Source organism: Sabulibacter ruber (genome assembly GCF_017355955.1).
In the GTDB taxonomy this organism is placed as follows: domain Bacteria; phylum Bacteroidota; class Bacteroidia; order Cytophagales; family Hymenobacteraceae; genus Nibribacter; species Nibribacter ruber_A.
The window spans coordinates 288,716-313,145 of sequence record NZ_JAFFID010000004.1 but is presented as its reverse complement, the minus strand read 5'-3'; the positions used below and the strand labels follow the sequence as shown (position 1 = coordinate 313,145).

At 42.8% G+C, this 24,430-nt stretch carries 24 protein-coding genes; 8 read left to right on the top strand and 16 right to left on the bottom strand.

The window, feature by feature from the left end:
* Positions 1-35: 35 nt before the first annotated feature.
* The 12 genes from JT719_RS19395 to JT719_RS19340 all read right to left on the bottom strand — a co-directional run bounded on the left by JT719_RS19395 (position 36) and on the right by JT719_RS19340 (position 12,005).
* Positions 36-911 (bottom strand): protein NO VEIN domain-containing protein, encoded by an 876-nt coding sequence (locus JT719_RS19395; RefSeq protein WP_207435388.1) that lies wholly within the window; start codon positions 909-911, stop codon positions 36-38.
* Positions 912-2,672 (bottom strand): DEAD/DEAH box helicase, encoded by a 1,761-nt coding sequence (locus JT719_RS19390; protein ID WP_207435387.1) that lies wholly within the window; start codon positions 2,670-2,672, stop codon positions 912-914.
* Positions 2,669-3,946: a hypothetical protein gene (locus JT719_RS19385; RefSeq protein WP_207435386.1), complete on the bottom strand. Its 1,278-nt coding sequence runs from the start codon at positions 3,944-3,946 to the stop codon at positions 2,669-2,671. The genes JT719_RS19390 and JT719_RS19385 overlap by 4 nt, the downstream gene beginning before the upstream one ends.
* A 3-nt stretch (positions 3,947-3,949) precedes the next feature.
* Positions 3,950-4,411, bottom strand: coding sequence for a BglII/BstYI family type II restriction endonuclease (locus JT719_RS19380; protein WP_207435385.1), 462 nt, complete (start codon positions 4,409-4,411; stop codon positions 3,950-3,952).
* A complete protein-coding gene (locus JT719_RS19375) occupies positions 4,412-5,311 on the bottom strand; it encodes a DNA-methyltransferase (RefSeq protein ID WP_207435384.1) in 900 nt (299 codons plus the stop codon).
* 180 nt (positions 5,312-5,491) lie between these two features.
* Positions 5,492-6,499 (bottom strand): DUF3871 family protein, encoded by a 1,008-nt coding sequence (locus JT719_RS19370; RefSeq protein ID WP_242693364.1) that lies wholly within the window; start codon positions 6,497-6,499, stop codon positions 5,492-5,494.
* A 12-nt stretch (positions 6,500-6,511) separates the two neighbouring features.
* Positions 6,512-6,868: a hypothetical protein gene (locus JT719_RS19365; RefSeq protein ID WP_207435383.1), complete on the bottom strand. Its 357-nt coding sequence runs from the start codon at positions 6,866-6,868 to the stop codon at positions 6,512-6,514.
* Between the two features lie 429 nt (positions 6,869-7,297).
* Positions 7,298-7,639: a hypothetical protein gene (locus JT719_RS19360; RefSeq protein ID WP_207435382.1), complete on the bottom strand. Its 342-nt coding sequence runs from the start codon at positions 7,637-7,639 to the stop codon at positions 7,298-7,300.
* A 573-nt stretch (positions 7,640-8,212) separates the two neighbouring features.
* Positions 8,213-9,325: an AAA family ATPase gene (locus JT719_RS19355; protein WP_207435381.1), complete on the bottom strand. Its 1,113-nt coding sequence runs from the start codon at positions 9,323-9,325 to the stop codon at positions 8,213-8,215.
* A gap of 76 nt (positions 9,326-9,401) precedes the next feature.
* The gene (locus tag JT719_RS19350; protein ID WP_207435380.1) at positions 9,402-9,683 is read right to left on the bottom strand and encodes a helix-turn-helix domain-containing protein; all 282 of its coding nucleotides are present in this window, start codon (positions 9,681-9,683) and stop codon (positions 9,402-9,404) included.
* A 76-nt stretch (positions 9,684-9,759) separates the two neighbouring features.
* Entirely contained in the window at positions 9,760-10,779 is a 1,020-nt protein-coding gene (locus tag JT719_RS19345; protein ID WP_207435379.1) for a hypothetical protein, read from the bottom strand.
* A 20-nt stretch (positions 10,780-10,799) separates the two neighbouring features.
* Positions 10,800-12,005 carry a site-specific integrase gene (locus tag JT719_RS19340; protein WP_207435378.1) on the bottom strand — a complete coding sequence of 402 codons (1,206 nt, stop codon included), beginning with the start codon at positions 12,003-12,005 and terminating at the stop codon, positions 10,800-10,802.
* Positions 12,006-13,130: 1,125 nt separating this feature from the next.
* On the opposite strand from JT719_RS19340, the gene JT719_RS19335 reads away from it, so the two are divergent.
* Positions 13,131-15,629 carry a cellulase N-terminal Ig-like domain-containing protein gene (locus JT719_RS19335; RefSeq protein WP_207435377.1) on the top strand — a complete coding sequence of 833 codons (2,499 nt, stop codon included), beginning with the start codon at positions 13,131-13,133 and terminating at the stop codon, positions 15,627-15,629.
* Positions 15,630-15,820: 191 nt separating this feature from the next.
* On the opposite strand, the gene JT719_RS19330 is transcribed toward JT719_RS19335, so the two are convergent.
* Both JT719_RS19330 and JT719_RS19325 read right to left on the bottom strand, forming a co-directional pair.
* Positions 15,821-16,192: a VOC family protein gene (locus tag JT719_RS19330; protein WP_207435376.1), complete on the bottom strand. Its 372-nt coding sequence runs from the start codon at positions 16,190-16,192 to the stop codon at positions 15,821-15,823.
* Between the two features lie 173 nt (positions 16,193-16,365).
* A complete protein-coding gene (locus JT719_RS19325; RefSeq protein WP_207435375.1) occupies positions 16,366-16,788 on the bottom strand; it encodes an SMI1/KNR4 family protein in 423 nt (140 codons plus the stop codon).
* 148 nt (positions 16,789-16,936) lie between these two features.
* Between JT719_RS19325 and JT719_RS19320 the strand changes: the two genes are divergently transcribed.
* On the top strand, positions 16,937-18,559 hold the full coding sequence (locus JT719_RS19320) for an IS1182 family transposase (RefSeq protein WP_207435374.1): 1,623 nt from the start codon (positions 16,937-16,939) through the stop codon (positions 18,557-18,559).
* On the opposite strand, the gene JT719_RS19315 is transcribed toward JT719_RS19320, so the two are convergent.
* Together JT719_RS19315 and JT719_RS19310 are read right to left on the bottom strand one after the other, a co-directional pair.
* A complete protein-coding gene (locus JT719_RS19315) occupies positions 18,543-18,959 on the bottom strand; it encodes a hypothetical protein (protein WP_207435373.1) in 417 nt (138 codons plus the stop codon). The two genes, JT719_RS19320 and JT719_RS19315, sit on opposite strands and share 17 nt — an antisense overlap.
* 98 nt (positions 18,960-19,057) lie before the next feature.
* Entirely contained in the window at positions 19,058-19,927 is an 870-nt protein-coding gene (locus tag JT719_RS19310; protein ID WP_207435372.1) for a hypothetical protein, read from the bottom strand.
* A gap of 498 nt (positions 19,928-20,425) precedes the next feature.
* Between JT719_RS19310 and JT719_RS19305 the strand changes: the two genes are divergently transcribed.
* From JT719_RS19305 to JT719_RS19280, 6 genes are all read left to right on the top strand, one after another.
* Entirely contained in the window at positions 20,426-21,052 is a 627-nt protein-coding gene (locus JT719_RS19305; protein WP_207435371.1) for a hypothetical protein, read from the top strand.
* A gap of 7 nt (positions 21,053-21,059) precedes the next feature.
* Entirely contained in the window at positions 21,060-21,368 is a 309-nt protein-coding gene (locus tag JT719_RS19300; RefSeq protein ID WP_207435370.1) for a winged helix-turn-helix domain-containing protein, read from the top strand.
* A gap of 76 nt (positions 21,369-21,444) precedes the next feature.
* Positions 21,445-21,777, top strand: a complete 333-nt coding sequence (locus JT719_RS19295; RefSeq protein ID WP_207435369.1) for a potassium transporter KefB — start codon at positions 21,445-21,447, stop codon at positions 21,775-21,777.
* A 46-nt stretch (positions 21,778-21,823) separates the two neighbouring features.
* Positions 21,824-23,068: a DUF4153 domain-containing protein gene (locus tag JT719_RS19290; protein ID WP_207435368.1), complete on the top strand. Its 1,245-nt coding sequence runs from the start codon at positions 21,824-21,826 to the stop codon at positions 23,066-23,068.
* A 91-nt stretch (positions 23,069-23,159) separates the two neighbouring features.
* Complete coding sequence (locus JT719_RS19285) at positions 23,160-23,444, top strand: hypothetical protein (RefSeq protein ID WP_207435367.1); 285 nt, start codon at positions 23,160-23,162, stop codon at positions 23,442-23,444.
* Between the two features lie 23 nt (positions 23,445-23,467).
* Complete coding sequence (locus JT719_RS19280) at positions 23,468-24,199, top strand: DoxX family protein (RefSeq protein WP_341350783.1); 732 nt, start codon at positions 23,468-23,470, stop codon at positions 24,197-24,199.
* Positions 24,200-24,430 lie beyond the last annotated feature (231 nt).

The following is a 24,430-nucleotide window of genomic DNA, read 5'->3' as shown; positions in this document are numbered from 1 at the left end:
TAATATACCTAGTAATCACTAAGCAGGAATTTTAGTTAACACAACACTTCATGATTCTGCACTTCGTTACCTACTAGAATAGGATTAGATAATACTGCTTTAAATGAAATATTTACTGACTGCCAAGTTCCATTCCCATTGTTTTGTGGAATGTGCTGAGACATAGCATCTTTGCTTATTATAAAAAGGTTTGGTGTAGGCTCAAGAACCCATAAATGAAACAAATAATTCTTTGTATTTTCTGCTGTTTCCCATTCATTTTTACTGATATAAAATGTAGCATATTCAAGCTTAGAAGTAGTGCTTTTGACCTCTATACTAAGCTTATCTGAACAAGATCTATCAACAACTGAAAGAATATCAAAACCTGAAAGATTAGACTCTAATGACTGCCATAATGGAGCAGCGTTTGTCCTTTGCCTTTCATATTCAAGACTGAGGCGCTCCCCTTTCCTACCTATTTCCAACATTTTTTGATTACTATAGCTTCTGTATGCTATAGATATTCTATCCCAGTACTTAATTAAATTGTCATTAAGTACACCAAATAAGCCAGCTTCTTTAAAGCATTGGAAAACATCTTCTGGCAGAAACTGCTTTGCCTCCTCTCTCCCTTTGGGAAGCAGAGAAGCCCATGTTGGATTAAAATTAAGTATCATATCTTCAAGCTGCAATAGAATAGCATCCCTGTACTCTAAAACAGCTATCTCATTCCCCCTTTTACTTAGCGATAAAGTTCCTACACCATCTAAGCTGATCCAGTTACATTTAAAGGCAACTTGGAGAATTTTTTCAGGATTACTGTAGCGATATTTCTTAAACGTCTGCTCAAACCTCTCTGGTGTTATATGGGATTCTAATAAGAAGTTTAAGAAATCCCTTGTGGAGTAAATTACACTTACAGAAAACATTTAGTTACTCTTTAAGTGTTTGATAAAAGCCTCAGCATCATCAAAGTTAAACCCTAAATCATCTAACTCAGCAAACTCAGCCTCTGTATGAAGTGAAGGATCATTCAGGACATCAGCCATTCTTCTTACCTTAGCCTCTAACCTTGAATGAATTTCCACATCAATGGAGTCAGGTGTGTGAAGTATTTCATAGGTAGTATCAGTATTTGGCTTCAATCCTAATCTATGTATTCTATCCTTTGACTGTAGATATTGGGCGGCATTATAATTCCTGTCTACATAAATAGCGTAATTACATGCAGTATGTAAGCTTATTCCTTCTGAACACGCCGCAGGATTTGCAACTAACACCATTGCTTTAGAATCGTCATGAAACCTTTTCACCTTCTGTTCTCGGGTATTTTCTTCATCTTCAGAACCTGCTTCAACACCCCCATGCAGGTAATCAGCTCCTAAGTCAGCAAGCTTTCGTGATATTAGTTCAACATTCTCAACAAAACCTGACCATATAAGAACTTTTTTCCCCTTGTTCACTAACTGCCTAGTCCTTTTTACAACATATTCAATTTTTGATGAGTCTCCATACTCTATCACTTCCCTTAGCAAGTCTGGGTAAGAATGATTATTTTTAATTAGAAGAGCTGGATTACTTACAATTTGCAATAGCCTCATGTAACTTCTTCCAAGAGTTCTCAAATAAGCTTTATCATACCTAGATAAGGATTGCGCTTTCCTTAGTTCTTCTTTCCTTGCAAGATCGTATAAACTTCTCTGTGGCTCATTAAATGGTATAGATACTATTTTAGTAATGGGGTCCTTTAGACCAAGTTCTTGCTTAGTCGTTCTTACATAAATACCTTGTATTTTATCAATGACCGAATCATCATCAACATCCTCAACTTCAGGAAATAGAAACTTGAATTGTGGAACCAAATCACTTGGTGAGTTAGGCATAGGAGTTCCAGACATAATTAACTTTCCCACTGGAAGGTGTGAAATCAACTGGATTTCCTGTCCTCTTCTGCTCCTATCACCTCCTTTGATTCGATGACTCTCATCAAGGAACAAAAAAGCTTCAATGCTAGAAAGAAACCTGGAAATAAGATCAGCAACTAGTATAAATTGGTCATATGTTAATAAAAACACATCTCTATCTAGCAGTAAAGATTTCTTTATGTTTTCCCGGCCTCCAGTAAGCCTTAAGATAGAGAATCTTTGCTCTTCAAAGCAATCCATAAATTGCTCTTCCCACGCAGGGAAAGCAACTTTAGGACATATTACTAATAATTTTTGTGTTGTTCTTTTAAGGAGATAATAAGCAATAGCTTCAGTGGTTTTACCAGCACCAGGAACTGAAAAGGTAGCACCAGCATGTAACCTCAGTAACTTTGCTACATTCTTCAGCTGATAACTTTTTAAAGTCCTCTTAAATCCAAGCGCATCTAGCTTTGCTTGAACTTCCGCTTCACTTGCTACTTTCGAAGTTGCTGAATTAATGAATGAATTTCTTCTATTTAAGGAAATTGATAATAATTCTCTAGCTTCTTTAGTAAACTCAACTTGAACCTTATACTGGTTAGCAATATAGTTTACAGACCTTAGGTTAGAAATAAAGGAGTACCAAGGAATTAAGACTTGGTTCGAAGAAACAGTACTTTCAGAAGAAAGTTCTGCAAACAAGACTTTTATTGAATCCCACTTTATGTCATCCGATTCAATTACACAAAACTGTCTTATTTCATCATAGCTAATCAAGATCATTTACTTGCCCACTCTTTAAGTTGCACAAGAACCTTTTCAATATTTGCTATTTGCGTTAGAATACCCGCTTTATCAGACTCTGACGTTCTAATATTATTAGCCTCGGTTAATGCTGTAGCTGCTTCCTTTACTTTTTTCAGAACTTGTTTCTTTCTATTTGTCTCTTCCTTTAAGTTCTTAACTTCACTTAGTTTATCCTTAATAATCTCAAATACTTCGTCCTGTATATCAGGAATTTCAAGCAATCGTAAAGTATCTATTGTGTTGTCTGGAAATAATGTATTATCGTCAAATAAATTGAAATCGACATTATTAGCCTTAACTTCTGCTAATCGATCTGCAAACTCTAGTTTAATCTCTTCTTCTATTTCTAAAAGATTCTGCTGTATTAGGGGTATATTGCTGTACATCCTACCAGTAATTTTATCCTGGTTCTTGAGTACTACAAATGACAGTTTTTGAAACAAATCCTTCTTAGAACTGTTATTTTTAAGCGCTTTTCTTCCTTTCTCTATTTCAATAAAGGCGAAATTATCCTTCTCTATCAAGTCGTAATTATCAGGCTTACCAATGTCTTCTAAAAAGCTCTGAGCAATATTAAGTTGTTGCAAGTATGAATCAATATCACTCTTCTTGAATCCAGACTTCTCAGCTAGAACCGCAGAATTATAGCCATGCTTATCCAATCTTCTCTTAAAACCTAAAGCTTTGTTTATCCAAGTAAACTCATCTTTAATGTCTTGCTGCTGCTCCAGAAAGTCTTCTATATATTCTATTTCCTCTTCAGTACATTTGGGCAAAATAACAACTCTTACTCGTTCAAAGTTTCTATACTTTTCATGACCTTTAGGCGAGTTAAAATATAATTCTCTCATGGTACAGAGCCTTCTATTTCCGGAAATCACAAAACCATCGTGTGTCAAAATCAAGGGATCGGTCTGAACATTACTTGCAAAGTAATCCTTTAAGTTCTTCCGATCTATTAACTGCTTAAGAATTTCATGTTGGACAGCTTGAAGCTTATCAAGCCAAATATCATCGTTAAAATAATCAGAACCTAGCTGATTATCAGACAAATACTTCTGTTGATACGAAAGAGTCCTTGTATTATCTAATCTGTACCTAGGTAGTTCAATAGGGACTTCAAAAACATCTTCTAACTTCATAATACCACCAATAGGCACATGAAATGACCCCTTCTTTTCACGGTCTTTATTTTTAAAATAGTCCCTGAAGCTTTCTTCAATTTCTGGCAAAGAGTATCCTAATCTCATCAATTAAATATTTAGTCCATATACTTTGATAGGCACAGTAATAATGTCTGAAAATATTTGAAGCTCTCTTTTGAGTCTCTCAAAAGTAACAACATTTGACAAATTCATAGCTTTTGCTGCATCCTTTGATAATATTATGTAAAAAGCCCCTCTTATTTTATCCTTCTTATAGAGATATTCAAGCTTTAGAATATCAGCATAAAACCTACTAAAATTACCTGTCTGTACACACAAACCATGCTCCTGATTGATAGATGTAATTGTAATGTTAGAGTTTTCCTGGAGCGAAACTTTATCTGACCATCCCAAAACATTTAATTTATCCTCTATACTTATCCTTAAGTCCTTAGATGATTTGTTAAGCAAAGTAACGCAGGTACCAACTAGCACTTCGCTGATTTCAGATGCTAATCTTTGGTCAAGAACTATCTCTGCTCTTTTATAAGAAAACTCTAACACATTCATTTAGTCGAATAAGTTTTTAGTCTGCTCAGGAACTCTAGACAAGTTACTCTGAGTGTGATCATAAATGGGTTTATTAATTGGCCTAAATTTCAAACTACCACTCATAAAAGAATCTATCCTTTCTTGACCAATAGTTATATACTTCTTATATTTTTCAATTCCTATTACTTTTCTATTAGTCTTTAAAGCGGCTAACATCGTAGAACCTACTCCAGCAAATGGATCTAAAACTAAATCTCCTTCATTAGTTAGAGCTAAAATACATCTTTCTACTAATTCGATAGGGTACTGACAAGGATGCTCCGTTTTCTCTAAGTGGTTAGCTTTAACATTTGGAATATTCCATATTTCATTCTCCCAATCATTAAGAACTATTTCCCATAAATCAGAAGGGTTCTTTCCTATGGGGTTGCTAGAATACTGCCCTTTTTTGGGACCTTTGAAATGTCTTTTCCCCGGGTACTTTGAAGGAACCCGCACATCATCTAAATTAAAGGTGTAATCATCCGTTTTAGTAAACCACAGAATAACTTCATATCTTCCTGAAAATCGTTTTTGAGAATGTAATCCGTGCCCAAAATGCCAAATTATTCTATTTCGCAATTTCAATCCTAATTCTTTAAATATTTCATAATAAAAAATATCGAGCGGGAACACTTCTCCATCCTCAATAAAGTTTCCTACCTGCCAACAAATGCTTCCATTGGGATGTAATACCCTAATCAACTCCTTTATTATACTTTTTTGTGTTTTTAAATATTTTTTTACAGAAACCTTAGTCTCATACTCCTTACCAATGTTATATGGAGGAGAAGTAATAATCAATTTATATGCGTCCGAAGGCAGCTTTTTCAGCCTTTTGGCAGAATCACCTTCTAAATACTGGTATGCAGAGTCCATTTTAAAAGTTTTCAGGTTAAAAATAACTCTTTTTGGCTTGTTGTTTCAAGTTTTCCAAATGCTAGGATAAAAAATAATTCATTAAAATATTGTAGAAAAAGGAATGAACAATTGCACATATTCTATATTCCTTTTTCTACAACAGCAACTAAATCAATAACACAAATCAACAATCATCCACTAAGATGCTAAATACCAGCTTTTTACCTCTCCTTTCAAACTCCTCTTTAAATAAATCATGAAGTCTAAAGCATTAATTGACCTGTCCAAGAGCTGGTCTATATAGGTGGACTTGTTAGCTCCGGTGAACAGGTTGTATAACCTCCATAGGTTGATTTCCCCATCCTCCTGCCTGCAAAAGTTTATATCTTTATAGTAGTCTCTGCAAATAGAACTAAGCTGGGAGTCACCGTAAAGAAGAATAGGAATTTGTTTCTTATCCTTTACAGACAAATGGGGGTACATCCTGCATCTCCCAATAAGCTGAGCAAACTGCTTCTCTGTGATAGAGTACTTTGTAAGTTCCTGCATCTGCCTCAAATGAAGGTGCTGGTTATAAGAACCCAAAAGCTGATAGACGGCAGAATAAAGCTGCTCTATGCTGCTTACCCTTATATCCGAAAGATAACCATCAGTTCTAACACACAAGTTGGTGCAAACCATGTTCTTGAACCCTATGAACACCTTAAAGTGCTCAGCAGCCCCTTTCTTGTTGTAGAGGTTGTCTAGGTTGTAGGCTTTTACACCACCTACTGTCAATGACAAAGTATTTCCATCTATGTCGTCGAACACAGAAGGAATCTCAATTAGGAACATCATGCGCTCATAATAGAGAGTCTTCTCCCATTCCTGCAATTGGTTGGCTGGTTTATCCTTTGCCTCTGGTATTCTGCCTTTTATAGGATGGCTACAGCGAATCTGAGGACTTAGTATCTGCTCACCCTGGAAGATACTTGAGACTATTTCCTGGGTAGTCTGGATGAAGTCAGACTGGCTTATCAGAGGCTCATTATCTTTTACATAGACCGGGATTATGTGTTCCTCCTGTATCTCTGTAAAAGGAATAGAAACCGTGTTAGCCTCTATAAAAGCAGAAGAGGCAGACTGTTGGTCTACCTCCCTGTTGCTGATAACTGTAAGTACTGGTTCTGGATGCTGGGTTTTAACCCTCATTAATGCGTTTTCCATATGTGTGTCAGTTTAGAATGGATTGAATAAACTTTGTTTAATAATCATAAGATGGTAGAAGGTGCAGTCGGTAAGACCCTTCTTTTCACACAAGCTGACTAAGTAGTCAAGTAACTCTTCAGAGTCAACTATGATACCAGTGGCTTCCTGGAAGCGGTACTTTTCCACTTCCCACAATCTATCTGCAATAGCCTGGAGGGAGTTGAAGATTTTATAATCAATGAACATGAACTGGGTCACCACCTGGTGACTTGTTCCATCTGGTTTACTTTCCATAAGCAAGTGAATAAGTAAGGTTGAGAAATAAGGAGCTGCAATGGGGTAGCATGAACTGCTACCCCTTCCCTTCTTCCTGCAGCTTAAGGACATGGCTACGTTGCTTTCAGTGGTTTTTTAAGGAGAAACCTTCTCAAAGAACCCAGCGAAGAAATACTACATAGCTCCAATACAGACAAAAAGCATCATTCTACTTAAGCCGGGTAATAGTAAGATTGTGGGGAGGAGAGAAACTGAAGTAATAATGAGGGAATAGCTCGCCTTTCACCATGAAAAGAATTTGCCCTGGATTGCCGTCTATCACACATTGGACCTCCACATTGTCCCCTTTTAAGAAGTGTCCAGTGTCCATGAGGCATGTAACCAGGAAAGGGCACGGAACCCTGTACAACCTGTACTCTGAGTGGAACAGACAGCTATCATCATCTACCGTACAGTTTAACCCCTCCCCGTTATCGGTAAAGTGTTGCATTTGATAATAGAATAAAAAAGGAGTAGCATATTAGCTACTTCTTGACTTGTTTAGGCAGCTGCCTTTTGGTTGAACACCTCCTGCTCTACAGTTTTGGGATTGGGGTTATAGTACCATGAATGGGTCAAGGTAAGCACTTCCCCACTTTCTGGCACCACGAATTTGTAAGGCTCTGTCTCCATCCTCTCTATGGCACCAGGTATCGTTTTTCCGATCAACCCCTGGCAGATCACATCATTGAAGGTACAGGACACGGTACAGGTTTTGGCAGTTGCATAGAACTTCCCCGTTGTTTTTGAGGGAAGAAACTCCAGATCCCCTTGCAGGATGAGCACGTTGAATTTCTTTCCATCGGCGGTGTTTCTTCTTTTGAATCCAGTAACGGTTACCATAGGTTTAAACATTTAAAGTTAGACATTTGTACCTGGGGGCACCTTGCCTCCAACACATGGGTGGGGCATGTAGCGGGTGCAGAGTGTTCTTTACATTGGCACAGAAAAAAAATAAATACCAAAAAAATTTTATGTGGGGCCTTTTCAATTTTAAGCTATATATAATTGCGTATGCTTGATTAGCAAATCATACTTAACAGGCATGATCAAGGGGATTAGGGATGATCAGTCAAAGAGATTAACGTACTAACAAATACTTAGCAGGCTGGATTACTTATAGGGTAAAAGGCAGGTGAGGTGAGATAATGCAAAAAGGGGAATATCAGGTATCAGGAATATCAAAACCCAAGGAAATAAATATTGTGAGACCTTGATACCTAACACATTCCTAAACTAATCTGACTTCCATTCAGGGAACACTGAAGCTACTTAACAAGAACCTATCATTGCTTTGAATCAAACCAAGGCAAAAATAAAGCCCACCTTTTAAAGTGAGCTTTAAGTTCTTTATCATATGGTATCAAAGTATCAACCCATAAAAACCCTAAGAAATTGGACTCCTGATACTTGATACTAATTTAGAGGTGGTTCCAAGTTATTATCAGGATGATCAGGATTAGGGTCATCATCTTCCTGATCCCAGAAGTACCTCTTGTCAGCCCCCTTCTTTATGTACTTCATCTCATAAAGTGTTGCGATTCGCCTTTTCGCTGTTGCTTCGGACACATCTAATTCTGTCATTATAGATTCATATAGGTCCTTGTAGGTCATACCGTGGCTTTCCTCAAGCAGTTGTCTAACTATGGGAATGCAGAAGGATATTTCCTTTTCTACCCTAGACAACTCTGCCTCAGAGCTTACTAACCCAATATTGACGGTCTCTTCTGTCAGTGAGAAGATGAAGGTCTCCTCATTGAATATCAGAACCAAGGCTTTCTCTTTATATTCCCTAGGACAGTAGTTCCCTTTGGTAACTGAAAGGTGTTTTTTGTTACTCTCCCCTGGTGAAATCTGCCAAGCTAACCTAACTTTCTGGGTTAAACCGCTCCCTCCTTGGATTCCCTGCTGGGTGGCAGCCTTTCCGTATGCAGCCTTGTTGATGTGGTGAACGAATAAAATTAAGCATTTATGCTTCTTGGCGAGTGAATCAAAGCTATTCACTGTTTGGCGCATCTGACTATTACTGTTCATGTCATTCCCACCAAAAACATCACTGAAACTATCCACCACAACCAAATCAGCAGGCTCTGCTGTAAGGGCATCTTCAAGGGTGTGAAGGATTGCTTTCTGGTCAAGGACCTCAGGAAAAACAAACCTTAGGCTCTCATTCGGCTGTAGCCCTAACCCTTCATGCTGTCTGCCTTGTAATTCCTTACAGCTTATTGGGTCATCTTCCGTAGCAAGGTAAATAGCCTTATGGTGTGACAGGTTCAATTGGAATCCCAGGAACTCACCCGCACCGTGGGAAATCAGGATGGCTAGTTGTCTTGCAAACTGGCTTTTACCTGTATCAGGCTGACCAGCCACAAGGGCAGTGCCTACTACCGGAAGAAAAGGCTCTAACAGGAATCTTTGGCTAGTTTCACCTTCAATAGCAGCTAATTGCCTTGCAGTGATTATAGATGGGATACGTCCCCCCTCTTGTTGTGGGTCCTGCTCATCAGAACCATTATTTTCAAAACTCATCCTATTAATAATTTATCATTAAACACTAGTTCACTTTGCAGCCAAGCTGCATTAAGGGCCTAAGTATTAAAATTATTTAAGGAGGCTTGAAAGCCTGATTATAGTGTTTGAGGAGCATTGCATCCACATCAGACCTTCGGTAGTATATCTTGTGTCCTACCTGGCTGAAAGCGATGATACCCATGTCTCGCCAGTTCTGAAGGGTCCTCTTACTGACCTTAAGAAGCTTTTGCGCCTCGTCATTGTCAAGCCACCATTCATAATTGATTGTTTTGATAGCCTTAAGGCAGGCCTCAATGCTGGCAAGTCTAGAAAAAAGGTTGTTCGCTGTATCTTCAGTTAATAAAATCGCTTCCATAAAACATGCTATTGTTTAGTGGAAGCGAAATTAGATCAGGCAAGCTGCATGGAGTGGTTAATAAATTTCGGTTAACTTATTCCTTCTTCCTATAGGCTAACTCATTGTGGATGTAAATCCTTTTATCCTGTTTGATCTTTTCAATTAATGCTATCAGGCTCTCAGCTACAAATTCAGCATCCTTTCCGTCTGTTTTGAATTTATGAGTTGACATTACCTTTGCAATAGCTGATAAATCTTGTTCAACGGCATCTTTATCATATGTAGTCAGTTGGCTTATTAGGCCACTCAGCTCCACACCAGAAATGTTCTCACTAATGATATTCTCTTGCCGTAGATAATAAAATAGGATAGCGATTTGGGCTACCTTCCAATCGGACCTTTTTAACTTTTTAGGTCTCATCACATTAGTTAAGTTCTGATACGCTTGGTTTAGAACTAAACCTACTTTATCATCCGGCAACTCCAATAACTCTTTTATTCTTCCGGCCCCGACCTTTCCATGCGCAATGTCTGTGGTTAACTCGTTCAAAAGAGGTCCATATACCGTATCAATGAAATCAAGCTCTGCTTCAAGGCTTTTCCTCAACTGCAAAAGGAATGGCTCAATCGCCTCCTTGAGAAAAGCAATTTTATCATACTCTTGCTGATACTTACTTTCGGCCCTCATTTTAGCTTCTTCACGTGTCAACCCTTCTTTTTCCATCAAAGAGTACAGTTCATGGGAGAGCTCTTGCTCTAGTTGATTGAACTCCCATTGATAATCATGGGAGGATTCTGACAGATAATCCTCTACAAGATTTTTATAATACTTTAGGCTTTTATCCACCAAATAAACTTCTGAATGAATTACTCTGGGATTAGTACCTAGCATTTTAGCAGCCAAATTGTTAAAACTAAAATAGTTTATCCGTGAATCCAGTGCTTGGGTCATATAATGCACGAAGTCTTGGTTACCTATCTCCCCCTTTTGCTTCTTTTCTAAAAAGGCAGTATGGAAGCCATACATATTCGCTTTAAACTTAGAATAGTTTTTAAAAAAATTTCCTAATTCTTTTAGTTTTAGGAATAGTTCAAGGTTTATATTCTTTCCCATTTTAATTTATATGACCTATTTTAATTAAAAACATCCATTGCTCTATCTAATTCCTCTGAGACAATCTTAGCATAAACCTGAGTAGTCTTGATTGAGGTATGTCCCATTAACTTTGATACATATTCTATCCTCATGCCCTTTTTCAAGGCTCTAGTTGCCCAGGTATGTCGGCTGGAATGGAAACTCAAATTACCACTAAATCCGATCTGCTCTCCAATTGCCCTGATATCTTTATTAGTGTAAGTAGTTGCTGCGGACAGAGCAGTGTACAAAGTCCTAGGATTTGTGTAGTCTTTTAGCGGGTTCAGGACAGGGAAGATAAAATCATCCTGCCTCGAACTTGACGTCCTGTAACCATCTAGAATGGTGATGGCTTTAGCAGGAAGCTTGATGGAAACAGTACTGCCTGTTTTATGGGTATCGATCACCACTCTTTCACCGTCAAAGTGTTTCCACTTCAATTGAAGTACATCAGAAATACGGAGGCCTCCAGCATAGGCGGCAAACACGTACATATTCCGATGGTCATACTTCCTGGTTCCTGGTTTAAAAGGCAGTTCCTCGATCTTCAAAAGTTCCTCCTCGGTAAGGTAGGCTTTCACTGTCTTTTCCAGTTTTAGCTTAAACTTCAGAAAAGGGTTCTTTTCAAAAGACATAATGTCTTCGCTGATGGCCTCATTGATGATTCGGCGGATAACCCTTAGGTTAGCATGAATTGTATTTGTGGAGTTACCTACTTCATCTTTAAGATGACGTTCATAGCTTTTAAGGAAAGTTACCGTCAACTGGTCAAATAAAAGGTCCCTGTTCCTAAGAAAAGCACGTAGCTTGCTGAAAACAGCTCTAGCTTTCTCAGTTGTGCTTATCTGATTGTTCTTTTCTAAGGCTTTTATGTAATGATCTGCATATTTCAAGAAACTCTCAGAGGTCTTACCGAGGACGGCTTCCTTGATTTTGATTGCAGGCGTATTCTTCTCTGCCGTCTCCAAAGTAAGGGCTACACCTTCTGCTTCGGCAATCTTTACAGCCAGAAGGTTGTTGAGCCTTTGGGAATTTGGGTGGGCTTTCTTTACTTTTTTCTCTGCTTCATTCCAGTGCTTTGGATGTATTTTAATTCCCAAGGAGATGTACTTGGGCTTCCGGTCTTTGGTGATCCGGATGTAGAGAGGTGCTTCGCCGGAAGCATCTGATTTTTCTGTTCGCAGCAGAAGTTTTACAGTGGCCATAATTGATAAATGATTAGGTTATAAAATTAGATTGCCCTACTGCCGTATCTCTTCACTGGAAGACCCCGGAAAGCATCGATTTGCTTTCTGTTTGGTCCTGGCACTTGAAGAGGTAAAACAATAGGTAAAACATTACCTTCATTTACCTGCTGGAACTAGCTGGCCTTTGCCTTCTTGGTTTGTATAAAACCCCTCTGAAAAGGCTTTAAAGCGTATTTTGGTGCTAAGGAAAGAACTTTCATCTCTCCCTACGCGACCACACTAGATTTTATGAACGCCTGTTTTGCTCCGCATTACAGGCGTTTTTCTTTTACTCCGTACGCATACCCTTTCTACTTCTGCTTACCCGCTGCTTTACATCCTGTAGATACGCTTCGGTTCGCACCTATCCAAATACACAGAACACACAGTAACGTTCCCAAAGGGCAGGACATCAATAAAGCCAAGGAGTTTATGGATTTAGGTGGCAATGGCTACTAAGCTTAATTAACCGTTGCACTTAGCACCTATGACTAAAAAGCATTTCAATGCTTTTTAGATTTTGTTGAATCCAGTCTCCTCTTGGACTACCCTTACTATCTCAACTGTTTATTGTTGGTGTTCAAAAGGATAAGGCCAACAAGAAGCGTTGCTCTATTTATTTTTAGGCTAGTTTTATAAACACAGGCCCAAAACAGAAAACGTGATTTTAGCCAAACTTATCCTGCTTTCAGCTAACCGAGTTCACTCCTCACCACGGCTATTATTCGTCATTGGTCTCCCGACACCAATGACGAATAATAGCCCATGACCAGCGCGCTCCTGCTCCAAGCCGGCGAAGGTGAATTCTATGTGACAAGTTCTGGAATAGTGATTACCGTCAGATCTATGAATAAAATTGCCTTAAATACTGGCATTCTGAAGGTGATTTGATAGCAATGAAAGATTATTTCTGCCAGTGAAGATTATTTAATATCTTAATGCCAACGTTGGCACGATTAAGCATTGCGCTTTGATAGGTTTGTATGCCACCTTGCAAATGATGCTCAGTTCCATTAAGAAAACCAACTAACAGTCATTTATTTATTTGAATATAAAAAGACGAATTTAATGAACATGAAAAGAAGGATACTTTTACCAGCAGTCATGCTACTACTTGGGGCATACCAGTATGCTTCGGGCCAGGATCTGAAGCTCAATGACCGGGAGTACTTTGAGCAGCAAGGCGTCAATGTGCTGGTGTACAACAACCTATTTACCGGAGGCTTCAACGATGAGAAGAACGCCGGGATAGAATTGATTCACCACGGCGTGAGAACCGCGCAAGGCGGTGCGGTACGGCTCTCCAACACGCCGGAGCAGTGGGACCTGGTTCCAGACATCCTGAACCGCAAGGTAGACCGGGCCGCGAAAACGGTAGAGGCCACGTTACGCTACAAAGAATACAACTTTGATTCTAGAGTAGTAGTGACGGCCAAAGGAAAAGGCGTGGAGATAGCCGTTTACCTGGATAAACCCGTTCCTAAGGCCCTGGAAGGAAGCGCCGGATTTAACCTGGAGTTCCTACCCTCGCAATACTGGGCCAAGAACTATTTAGTGGATGGGCGTCCTAATCTCTTCCCGCGCTATGTGGTAGGCAACACCGTTACCAAGCCTAACAGCCAGAAACCGAAGCAATTCAAAGGCTACGTCACTTCTGATGACCGGGGGACCGGCAAATTCATTGATCCGCTTCCATTGGAGACCGGCCGTACCTTTTTGTTTGCCCCTGATGCCCAGGAACGGATGGTGAAGATCACCTCACAAGATGCCGATCTGATGCTGTTCGATGGCCGTATGCTGGCTCAGAACGGCTGGTTTGTAGTGCGCAGCTTGCTCCCAACTGGGAAAACAGGCAAGGTGTTGACCTGGACCGTGGAGCCAAACGCCATCAAAGGTTGGGTAAGAGATCCAAACATCGGCTTCTCTCAGGTGGGCTACCTCCCTGCGCAACCCAAAGTCTCTATCATTGAACTAGACAAGAAAGACAAACCCGCTAAAAGCGCCTCTATTTTTAAAGTAGGCGATGATGGCAAAGCCACCAAGGTATTCACCGGCAAAATCGCTCCCTGGGGCGACTACTTCAAGTACCACTATGTGAAGTTCGATTTCTCATCCGTGAAGACGCCTGGTATCTACTACATTCAGTACGGAGACACCAAGACCAATAATTTCCTGATCGGGGAGCAGGTGTACAGCAAAATCACCGATGCCACCAGCGACATATGGATCCCCATCCACATGAACCACATGTTTGTGAACGAGGCGTACCGGGTGTGGCACGGCGAGCCGTTCAAGGAGGGTTACCGCCAGGCGCCGCCTAACACCGATCACTTTGACCTTCATGCCCAAGGGCCCACTACCGATACCAAGTACAAAGCGCTGGATCTGATCCCGGGCCTGAATGTAGGCGGTTTCTTTGATGCCGGGGACTTTGACATTGAGACCGGCTCGAACATCAGCGTGGTGCAGAACTTTGTCAAAACCTGGGAGAGTTTCAAACCCCAGCGCGACCAGACGTTTATTGACCAAAAGCAGCGGTACGTAGATCTTCACCGCCCTGATGGAATTCCGGACGTGTTGCAGTTCATTGAGCATGGCACCCTGAACCTGGTAGCGCAGGCAGAGATCATCGGTCACATGGCCCAGACGCTCTCCAACTCCGTGCTGGATAACTACCACCACCTGGGTGACGCCGCCTCCTTGACAGACGGCCTTCCTTATAACCCCAACCTTGGCCCTTACGAAGTAGCCAAAGATGGCCGCTCCAGTGGTGTGAAGGATGATTTATGGGCGTTTACCAGCCGCGAGCCCGAACTGGACCTCAGAGCCGCCACCATGTTTGCCGCCGCCAGCCGAGCCTTGAAGGGATACAACGATGATCTTTCGGCGAGAGCGTTGACACAGTCAAAAAGACTCTTGAAAGAAGCCACCGCCTTACTGGCCAATCAGAAGCAGGATACAAGTGGCAGAGGCAACGCCGCCAACATGGCCACCAACCTTCAGTTGTACATCGCCACCGGCGAAAAGCAATACCTGGATAGATTCCAGGAGCTTCTATGGCCTTCTCTGGAGCGTAACGTGAGTGGCAACCTGTTAACAGCCTTGGATGCTATCCCGCACCTGGATGCCTCTTATAAAGAAAAGCTCCGTCCGTACGTGGTGAAGTACAAAGAATACATCGCCGGTCTTGAAAAGGACAATCCTTACGGAGTGCCAATTGGCCTTACTAACTGGGCAGGCAGCGGAGACGTAATGAGCTTTGGGACCACCGTTTGCTTTGCTAGCAAATACTTCCCTGAGATCATTGAGGGGCAGCATGCTTTCAAAGCCACCAACTACCTGTTCGGCGCGCATCCGTACCACAATTATTCATTGGTAGCCACTGTGGGCGCAACCCGTCCTAAAGCAGTATTCTACGGTAACAACCGGGCTGATTTCTCCTTTATCCCGGGCAACGTTGCCCCTGGTATTCTGTTCAGAAAACCTGACCATTTTGAGAACTACGATGACTGGCCTTTCCTGTGGGGCCAGAACGAGGGCACCATTGGTGGCAATACCGCTTATCTGATTTTTGGATCGGCATTTAAGAATCTAATTAAATAAGCAGGTTGTTCTAGGCAGCTTAGAATTAGATACTGATTCTAAGCTGCAAAAAAAAACAGCGCAAGTAATAAGCCTTAAATCAAGAGGCTTATTACTTGCGCTGTTTTTTTTGAGTCGTGCAAAGGCAGCTATCTAAACAATGTTGACTGAACGAATTCTTGTTTGAACAGATTGATTGTTTGACTTTTTGTTTAACGATGCTGGTCAATCAAGATTGTATTTCCGTCCGGATCCGTTACCATAAAGCTTGCTGGTCCGGTAGAATCTTCATCGGCCTCGCTCAGTAGTGTGATTCCTTTACTTTTCAGATGCCGCTGAATCTCTCTCACATCATTGAACTTTTCAATGTGATTGGCATCTTCATCCCACCCCGGATTGAACGTCAGAATATTGCCTTCAAACATTCCTTGGAATAGCCCCACAAGCGCATTTCCATTCTTCATGATAAGATAATTCTGCTTCATACTGCCGGCAAAGACGTTGAATCCTAAGCTCTCATAGAATTGTCTTGAGGCCTCAAGGTCTTTGACATTCAGACTAATTGAAAATGCACCTAATTTCATATTATCTTTTCTTTTGGTGGCAATGCTTGCGGCCCAACGTCTAGTGCATGAGACATGCAAGGCCGTCGGCCGCAGCATGGCTTATGCACCTTGTAAGCCAAAGTTATTCTTTTGTTTTTGCCTGTTTTTACAAAAGCTACCCCAAAACAACTTAAAGGCTAAATTTTTGACTGTTACTGCAACAGCTTTCCCTTTTCATTCAGGTAGATGGAAATGAACTCCGTGAATGAATCCGCGAACGGTTCAATGAGGTTCAAGCCCCAATAGCTAACATATATTTTCTTTGTCTCTCTATTAAATCCAAAAGTGTGGGAGTTTATCAAGTAATCGGCAAAGCAAATCAGTGTAGCTGGTTGGTCGGGGAATTCATTTTCAATTCGTTGGGCAGACCAGAATGAAATCATCTCTATATCCCATTCAAAGTCCTCAAGACCGTTTGCTTGTTTAAGGTATAGCCTAAAGTCGTCAGGAAATTCGAATTTCAGTCTGTTTTCCAGTTCTTTTATTTCAAGCTCCGTTAGACCATGATTTACCTTGACGCCTACTTTTTTCCAAGAGGTTACTAGGTTTTCATATATGGCTATGTCCTTGCTCAAGGCTGTTGATTGATTTTTATTTTTGGCTAACGGCCTCGTGCATGAGGCGTGCAAGGCCGTCGGTCGAAGCATGGCGCTTATGCAGTGTGCTTGTTGCACAACCGGTGGAAGATAGTCGTTTATAGACAGAAGACCAACAGCGACGACTATGCAGGGCAGGAAGAGATTCGAGGACGAGCGGGAGCTGCGCTTCTCGCTCTCGGCGCACGTGCCGGAGCACAACTTCTACCGGCGGCTCAAAGACAGGCTAGACCTCTCATTCCTCTACGGTCTCACCCGTCCCTACTACGGGCGCTGCGGCCAGCACAGCATTGACCCGGTGGTCTTCTTCAAGCTGTGCCTGGTGGGCTACCTGGAGAACATCGTCTCCGACCGCAGGCTCATCGAGCACTGCGGCCTGCGGCTGGACCTGCTCTACTTCCTGGGCTACCAGCTCGACGAGCCGCTGCCCTGGCACTCCACCGTCTCGCGCACCCGCCAGCTTCTGCCTCCAAATCTGTTCGAAGAGGTCTTCACCCGGGTGCTCTCCCTGTGCGCGGAGGCGGGCATGGTAGCGGGCCACACCCAGGTGGTGGACTCGGCCCTGGTCAAGGCCAACGCCTCAATGGACTCTCTGGAGTTGAAGGTGCCCCAGCAGGAGTTGGACGCGCATCTGGAGCGGATCAGGGCCATCAGCCGCGCTGACCGGAAAACTACTCATAACAAAGCGTCTCTTCAGCAGCAGACCATCACCGCCAGCCATGACGAGCTGCAGGGGATAAAGGCCCGCCACCGCAACTGGAGCCTACAGCAGGACCTGCGGCCGGGAGCCCATAATAAAGGCAGCAAATACACCTCCAACAAGACCCACTACTCCCCCGTGGACCCCGACGCGCGCATCGCCGTCAAGCCCGGCAAGGCCCGCAAGCTCTGCTACCTGGCCCAGCTCTCGGTGGATACCGCCCACCACACCATCACCCATGTGCAGGCCGACCTGGCCGACAGGAAGGACAACCAGTGCCTGCCATCCGTGCTTGCCCCGCTCACCGATAGGCTGCGGCAGATGGGCCTGGGCTGCGACACGCTGCTGGCGGACGCCGGCTACTCCTCGGGCGAGAACTACGCCCTGCTGGAGCAGGAAGGCATCACATCCTTCATCCCGCCGCACGGCACCTACAAGGGAGGGCCTGAGGGCTTTGGCTATAATGAAGAAGAGGACTGCTGGGTTTGCCCGCAGGGCAAGAGGGCCACTTTCCGGAAGGTGAAGGTGGAGCCCAAGAACAACATCAGGAAGAAGGTTTACTTCACCACCCGCAGGGACTGCAGGGGCTGCCCCTTGAGGGGGAGTTGTATTGGCAAGAGCCACGAGAGGAAGGTGGAGATCACCTACTACCGGGAGGAGTACGAGCGGGCGATCGCCCGGCTACAAAGTCGCTACGGCAGGAGGATGAAAGGGCTCAGGCAGGCTACCGTGGAGCCGGTGCTGGGCACGCTCACCAACTACATGGGCTTGAGAAAGATCAACATTAGGGGCATCAAACAGGCGCATAAAGGCATGCTGCTGGCCGCGGCGGCCTATAACCTGAGGAAACTGCTGCGCTTCACCCCAAAAACAAGGCAATCAGCGGTCATGGCCCTGCCCGGGCCCTCTGCAGCCGCTTCTTCAGGCTTCTTTGGCCTTGAGGATCGAGGAGAAATCAAGAAACGAACGGAGGCAAGTAAAGAAACGCTACTTTACTCAAGAGTTGTGCAACAGCTACCAGTGTTGGATGGAGTTATTTTTTATTCATAAAGGTATAGCTGAACTTCAGAGAACTACTATCAAGTAATGCCTCACCCAAAACTACACTTTCAAACTTTAAACCTTTTTCTGTTGGACCTGAATTGCAGTTTTCTGGAAATGAATAATGTATAAATATTTTTTTACCAGTAATACTATCAACTGTCGGCAAATAATCCTCGCCTCTTAATCCAATTTGTTCTATTAATATGTTAGAAGAATCGCATACTTTTAAATTTATAGTACTCCCAAAAGCTCCTTGTTCTACTTTCGTAAGTTTAATTATATTCGCAGTCGATTTTAACTCCTGTATCAATACTTCATTATTGCCAAGGCATTTACAATCCTGCGAATTAGAGCATCCAAATAACGCTGTACAAAATAATAATAGGATTGAGTTTTTAGAGCTCATGAAGGCAATTCTAAATTTATATTAATTACACCCAACGGTCTCGTATAAAAAACGTGCGAGGCCGTCGGCCGAAGCATGATTTTTATACAGTGTTGGGCTTAGTTTTTCTTTTTTACCATTTCAAATACTAAGTCCTTTTCTTTTAAGGTGAAGTCTATAGTGTCTTCACGTGTTGACCAAAGTTGAATGGTGTCTTTTTTCACCTTAAAAGCAAATGATTCTGAACCTTGGTAATCATCAAGCGTCTGAGAGAGAATTAGCATATCTCCTTTATATTCAGGTCCAACACCGAAGTCTGTTTGTAGTTGATAGAAATTAAAATTATAGCCTGTTATCTTTTTATTCTCAGGGTCAAAATTTACACTCCACTTTTTGTGTCCTACTTTATCAAAAACAAGGTAATCTCCTTTGAGTATTGATTTGTTTGCAAGGTAGCCATACCCTTCACCATCAAATTCTGAAAGCCTATCTCCGCCGCTGACCCGCACAAATTCTATGGTATTCACTATTTTTCCAGTTTTATCTCTTTTAATGAGAGATAGCGAAGTGTCCTGTTTGGTGCTGTACTGCCATTGAGAAGTATACTCCCCATTTTCCCAATCCCTCACATTGCTTTGTAAGGATTGATTTGTAAACCAAATCTTGAAGGCATACCCTTCGTGGTTTCTTAGGCTTGAATTGACCTCTAAAGTGTCTCCTGAAATTTTAATGGGGTTAATCTGTAGCTCCGCTATGTCGGGGATGAATTTTGAGGAGATATAAGCTGACATAGTTTCGATTAATGATTGTACATATTCCTTTGGCAACCAAACTCCCTTAAAAGAATCACTAAAATCATTTATACTAAATTCAGTTGCTTTATTTTCTAAGCTTTGGATAGTATCTGTATGTTCACCATTACTTTTTGTGTCTTTACATGCCAAGGGTAGTATGGCTAAAATAAGTAATAGAATAATAAGTTGCTTCATAATTTAAATTAAGCCCAACTATTGTGTATATGGAGCTGTTCCGGTTATTGGCACTTTGGATGGAGACCAGATAACTGTTTTCCAAGCCATCTTACCCTTCCCTATTCCAATCGGCAACATCCCTCCCAAAATCTATTAACAGCTAATATAGCCATTGCTCATAGACTGCCAACCCATTACTGCCCATGCCGGTGTAAATCTTGATGGCCCTGCTTTTTTTATGCACTTGGAAAACCTGGACAGATGTAGCCTTGCTCAATCTGGTGGTAGTGGTTAAGTGAGAGTATCATCAGGCTACTCAGAAGTTGGAACCGTTACTTACAACCTTTGAATTGCTTAATACACAATCCCTTACTTCGGGTAATCTCAAGCCAAAAAGCGGCGTTGTTCCTGCTAACCAAGGTAATCCAGCCCTAAATCGATTTTACAAAATAGTTCATCCTCCTCTATTGACATTACGTAAATGATTTGTAACTTTGAATCGCAAAGTACTTTAAAATGAATCAGCAGCAAGAACAATTAGCAGCACTACACGAGATCCGCAACATCATGGATCGCTCTTCGCGGTTTATTTCTCTTAGCGGACTTTCAGGTATTTCGGCGGGGCTTTCGGCACTTGCGGGGGCTGGTGTAGTAATTTGGTACTTTGGAAAGCATGACATTGCCTACCAGGGAAGCAGCAGGGACTTTGTGCTCAACCAGGAGATTATCCTTTTCTTATTAACCGTGGCACTTGGTGTATTGGTAGTAGCCCTAGGGTTGGCCTCTTTCTTTACCATCCGCCGGGCCCGTACCAACAATCAGCGCATCTGGGATAACCAATCAAAGAGGTTGCTGTGGAACCTGGCCATTCCGCTGGCTGCGGGCGGGGTGTTTTGCGGCGTGCTGCTTTACCACGGAATTTTGTACTTAGTTGCCCCGGCTATGCTGGTTTTCTACGGTTTGGCCCTGATTAACGGCAGCAAGTATACGTTCAGTGATATTAGGTATTTGGGTATTTGCGAGTTGGTTTTGGGGTTATTGTCCAGCTTCTTTGTAGGGTACGGGTTGCTGTCCTGGACAATAGGGTTTGGTGTGCTGCACATTGTGTACGGTGCGCTGTTGTACTTTAAATACGAGCGATAGACGTCTTTTGAAAACGTTTCTTGAAAATATAAACAAAGCTTTTGAAAGCAGAGCCCGGTTGGGCATTATGTCGGTGCTGATGGTGGAAGACAAGGTTGATTTCAACACCCTGAAAGAAACCCTGCAATTAACTGACGGCAATCTGGCCAGTCACTTGCGTGCGCTGGAAGAAGCCGAGTACCTGCGGGTGGAAAAGCAGTTTGTAGGCCGTAAGCCCCAAACTACCTACCTTGCCACCGATGCGGGCCGCCAAGCCTTCAAAAGCCATTTAGATGCTTTAGAGCAACTAATTTTGAACAACCGGCAGAACGACTAATTTTTTTTACCCCATTACTTTGTATTTCAAAGTACTTTAACCACAAACCGAATCACATAATCTAACTTATAAAACCATGACGCAGAAAAACACAACCACACAAACCAACCCTCCACTAGCACCAGTAAAACCAGTGGTAGTGGGTGCTGTAATTGCCCTACTTGTTGCCTTATTCTTTGTAGTTGGGGCAGATGCGCCAAGCCCAGCCTGGGGAAAGTACTGGATGGTTAGACCACTTATCATTATCCCTTTAGCAGGAGCGGCAGGCGGCGCCTTTTACGCCTTTATGATGTACCAGAGTGCCCGTGGCTTCAACAGAGTATTGGCTGTCCTTTTAGGCATAGGCGTTTACCTTGTTGGTCTTTGGCTAGGAGTAGTGCTGGGCTTAGACGGTACTATGTGGGATTAAGCATGCAGAAAAGCAATCTTCATACAAGCATTTAAACAATAGAGCCATGCGTGATCAAATACTTTCCAACTTACAAAACCCCAGGCAACTTGAGAAGTTGTACCGGGGCAACAAAGCCCCCTTTAAACGGGAATTCAGCGGTCTATACCCTGAACTGAAAGGGAATATCCTGGCCGATTATTGGAATGAGCGCCTGAACTACGAATCAGATGATATTTCCTGGGGTTCCAGAAAGGAGTTCTTGTTTGTGGTAATCGCTTCCCTCATAGCGGGCCTGTTTGCCAAATTCCCCGCCATCTTCAACATCAACGAAGAGTACTTTTATCCCAGACATATCAGTTTTCTGGTGTTCCCCTTCCTGGCAGCGTACTTTGCCTGGAAGAACAACCTAACCGTAACCAGAATAGCCGTTCTGGCTGGGGCAATTGTGGCCTGCCTGGTGTATATCAACTTCCTGCCAAACAACCCTAACAGTGACACTCTGGTATTGGCCTGCATCCATTTGCCGCTGCTGCTGTGGGTGATCCTTGGGGTTTCGTTTGCCGGTAATGAACTGGGCGATTACCAGAAACGGCTCAGCTTCCTACGCTTTAACGGCGACTTGGCCGTGATGTCGGCGCTGTTGGTGATTGCCGGCGGAATCATGACGGGCATTACCATTGGCTTGTTTTCCCTGATCGGGTTCCAGATTGAGAAGTTTTACTTTGAGTATGTGGTGGCTTTTGGGTTACCGGCCGTGCCAATTGTAGCGTCTTTCCTGACTCAAACCAATCCACAACTGGTCAACAAAGTATCGCCGGTAATTGCCAAGATCTTCAGTCCGTTGGTATTGGTGATGCTGGTCATCTATTTGGGGGCTATTATTTTCTCCGGCAAAGACCCTTACAATGACCGGGAGTTCCTGCTACTCTTCAACGTACTGCTCATTGGGGTGATGGCCCTGATTTTCTTCTCCGTGGCCGAAAACTCCACCCAAGGCAAACCTGCTTCGGGGGCATGGGTACTCCTTCTGCTATCAATTGTCACGGTGGTAGTGAACGGTATTGCGCTCTCAGCCATTTCCTTCCGGATTTCAGAGTGGGGCATCACCCCTAACCGATTGGCGGTGCTAGGCGGGAATGTTCTCATCTTAGTGCACCTGCTGTTGGTTACCGTGATGCTGTTCAAAACAATCAGGAAGAAAGCAGCAATTACCGAAGTCGGCAGAGCCATTACCCTGTACTTGCCGGTGTACTTTGTCTGGACCATTGTGGTAGTGTTCATTTTCCCCCTGCTTTTCGGATTTGAATAAGAAAACGCCAATAGCCCTTCACCTTCTGCAAGGGCTTGAATCCGTAAGTCTGATTTAGCCTTAGGTTTTGAAAAACTAAAGAAAACGAGTGATGGATAAGACAATTAACATAAGCAGTATTTTCAGTTGGGTATTCGCCTTTACCCTATTTGTGATTGGGGTCATCAATGTAGTATTGATACATCCTGTACCAGGTATTGCCTACTTTGTGCTTGCATTTATTTACGCTCCGCCAACCAACCAGCTGCTTCAGAGCAGATTCGGTTTCTCTATTCCACTGGCAGTGAAAGTCATCCTGTTCGTAGCTATCGTCATGTTCACCCTGGGCGTGAGTGACCTTGGCGACATGGTGGATGATTGGGTTATCAGGTCTTAACCAAGCCAGGAGAAAGCAAACCGGTGGCATACCCCAAACAGACCATGTCTCTTTCTTTAAGGTTAGACCAACTCCATTCCCAAGCCAGAGAAAACAGGTGGTTATGGCTGTTTGCCATTTTCTGCAGAGTGGCTTTGGCGGCCGGCTTTATCCCTTCTGGGTTGGTAAAAATCCTGGGGGAGCGGTTCACGGTTTTGTCGGTTAACCATCCAATGGGCAATTACCTGGAAGCCGTTTACCACACGGGTTATTACTACACCATGATTGGGATCATGCAGGTTACGGCAGCGGTTTTACTACTGGTTCCCCGTACGGCAATCCTGGGAGCAGTCATTTACTTCCCTATCATCTTAAACATCTGCATTCTGTCGCTTGCCGTGCGTTTCGATGGATCACTCATCACCTCCCCGCTCATGGTCCTGGCCAATCTGTATCTGCTCTGCTGGTACTACCATACCTGGAAATTCATTCTGCCATTTAATCATGGTGCCAGCCAGCAAGGATTTCCTAAGTGGAATGACCTCAATAACACGTTCCCCACGAAGTTCTTTGCCGGGGTGGTAACCACCGTTGCGCTGGTAGTCCTGTTTTTAACCAATGCTTTTGAAATAATGCCCCACAATATGCTAAAAGATTGCACCATGCAATGTAAGGACAAGCAAAACCCGCAGGCGTGCCTTACTTTTTGTGACTGTATCCACCAAGAAGGACAACCCTTAGACAAATGCCTGGAAGCCTATGACAAAGCCAAGTAACCACAATTCTTTCACTGCCTTTTATACCATGTACTACCTCGCAATTCACCTCTCGCCTTTCAGGTATGCATTTGCACTGGTAGGTACTTCCTCTAACTTTCTCTGCTCTTTTTTTGGGTATTCACTTTGTAATTCAAAGTTCTTTTTATCAAAGCCTCATACCTCAGCATCTTCCATTCTTAAACATCATAAGCTTATGAAACTACAAGTCATCAACACCCCAAAACCCTG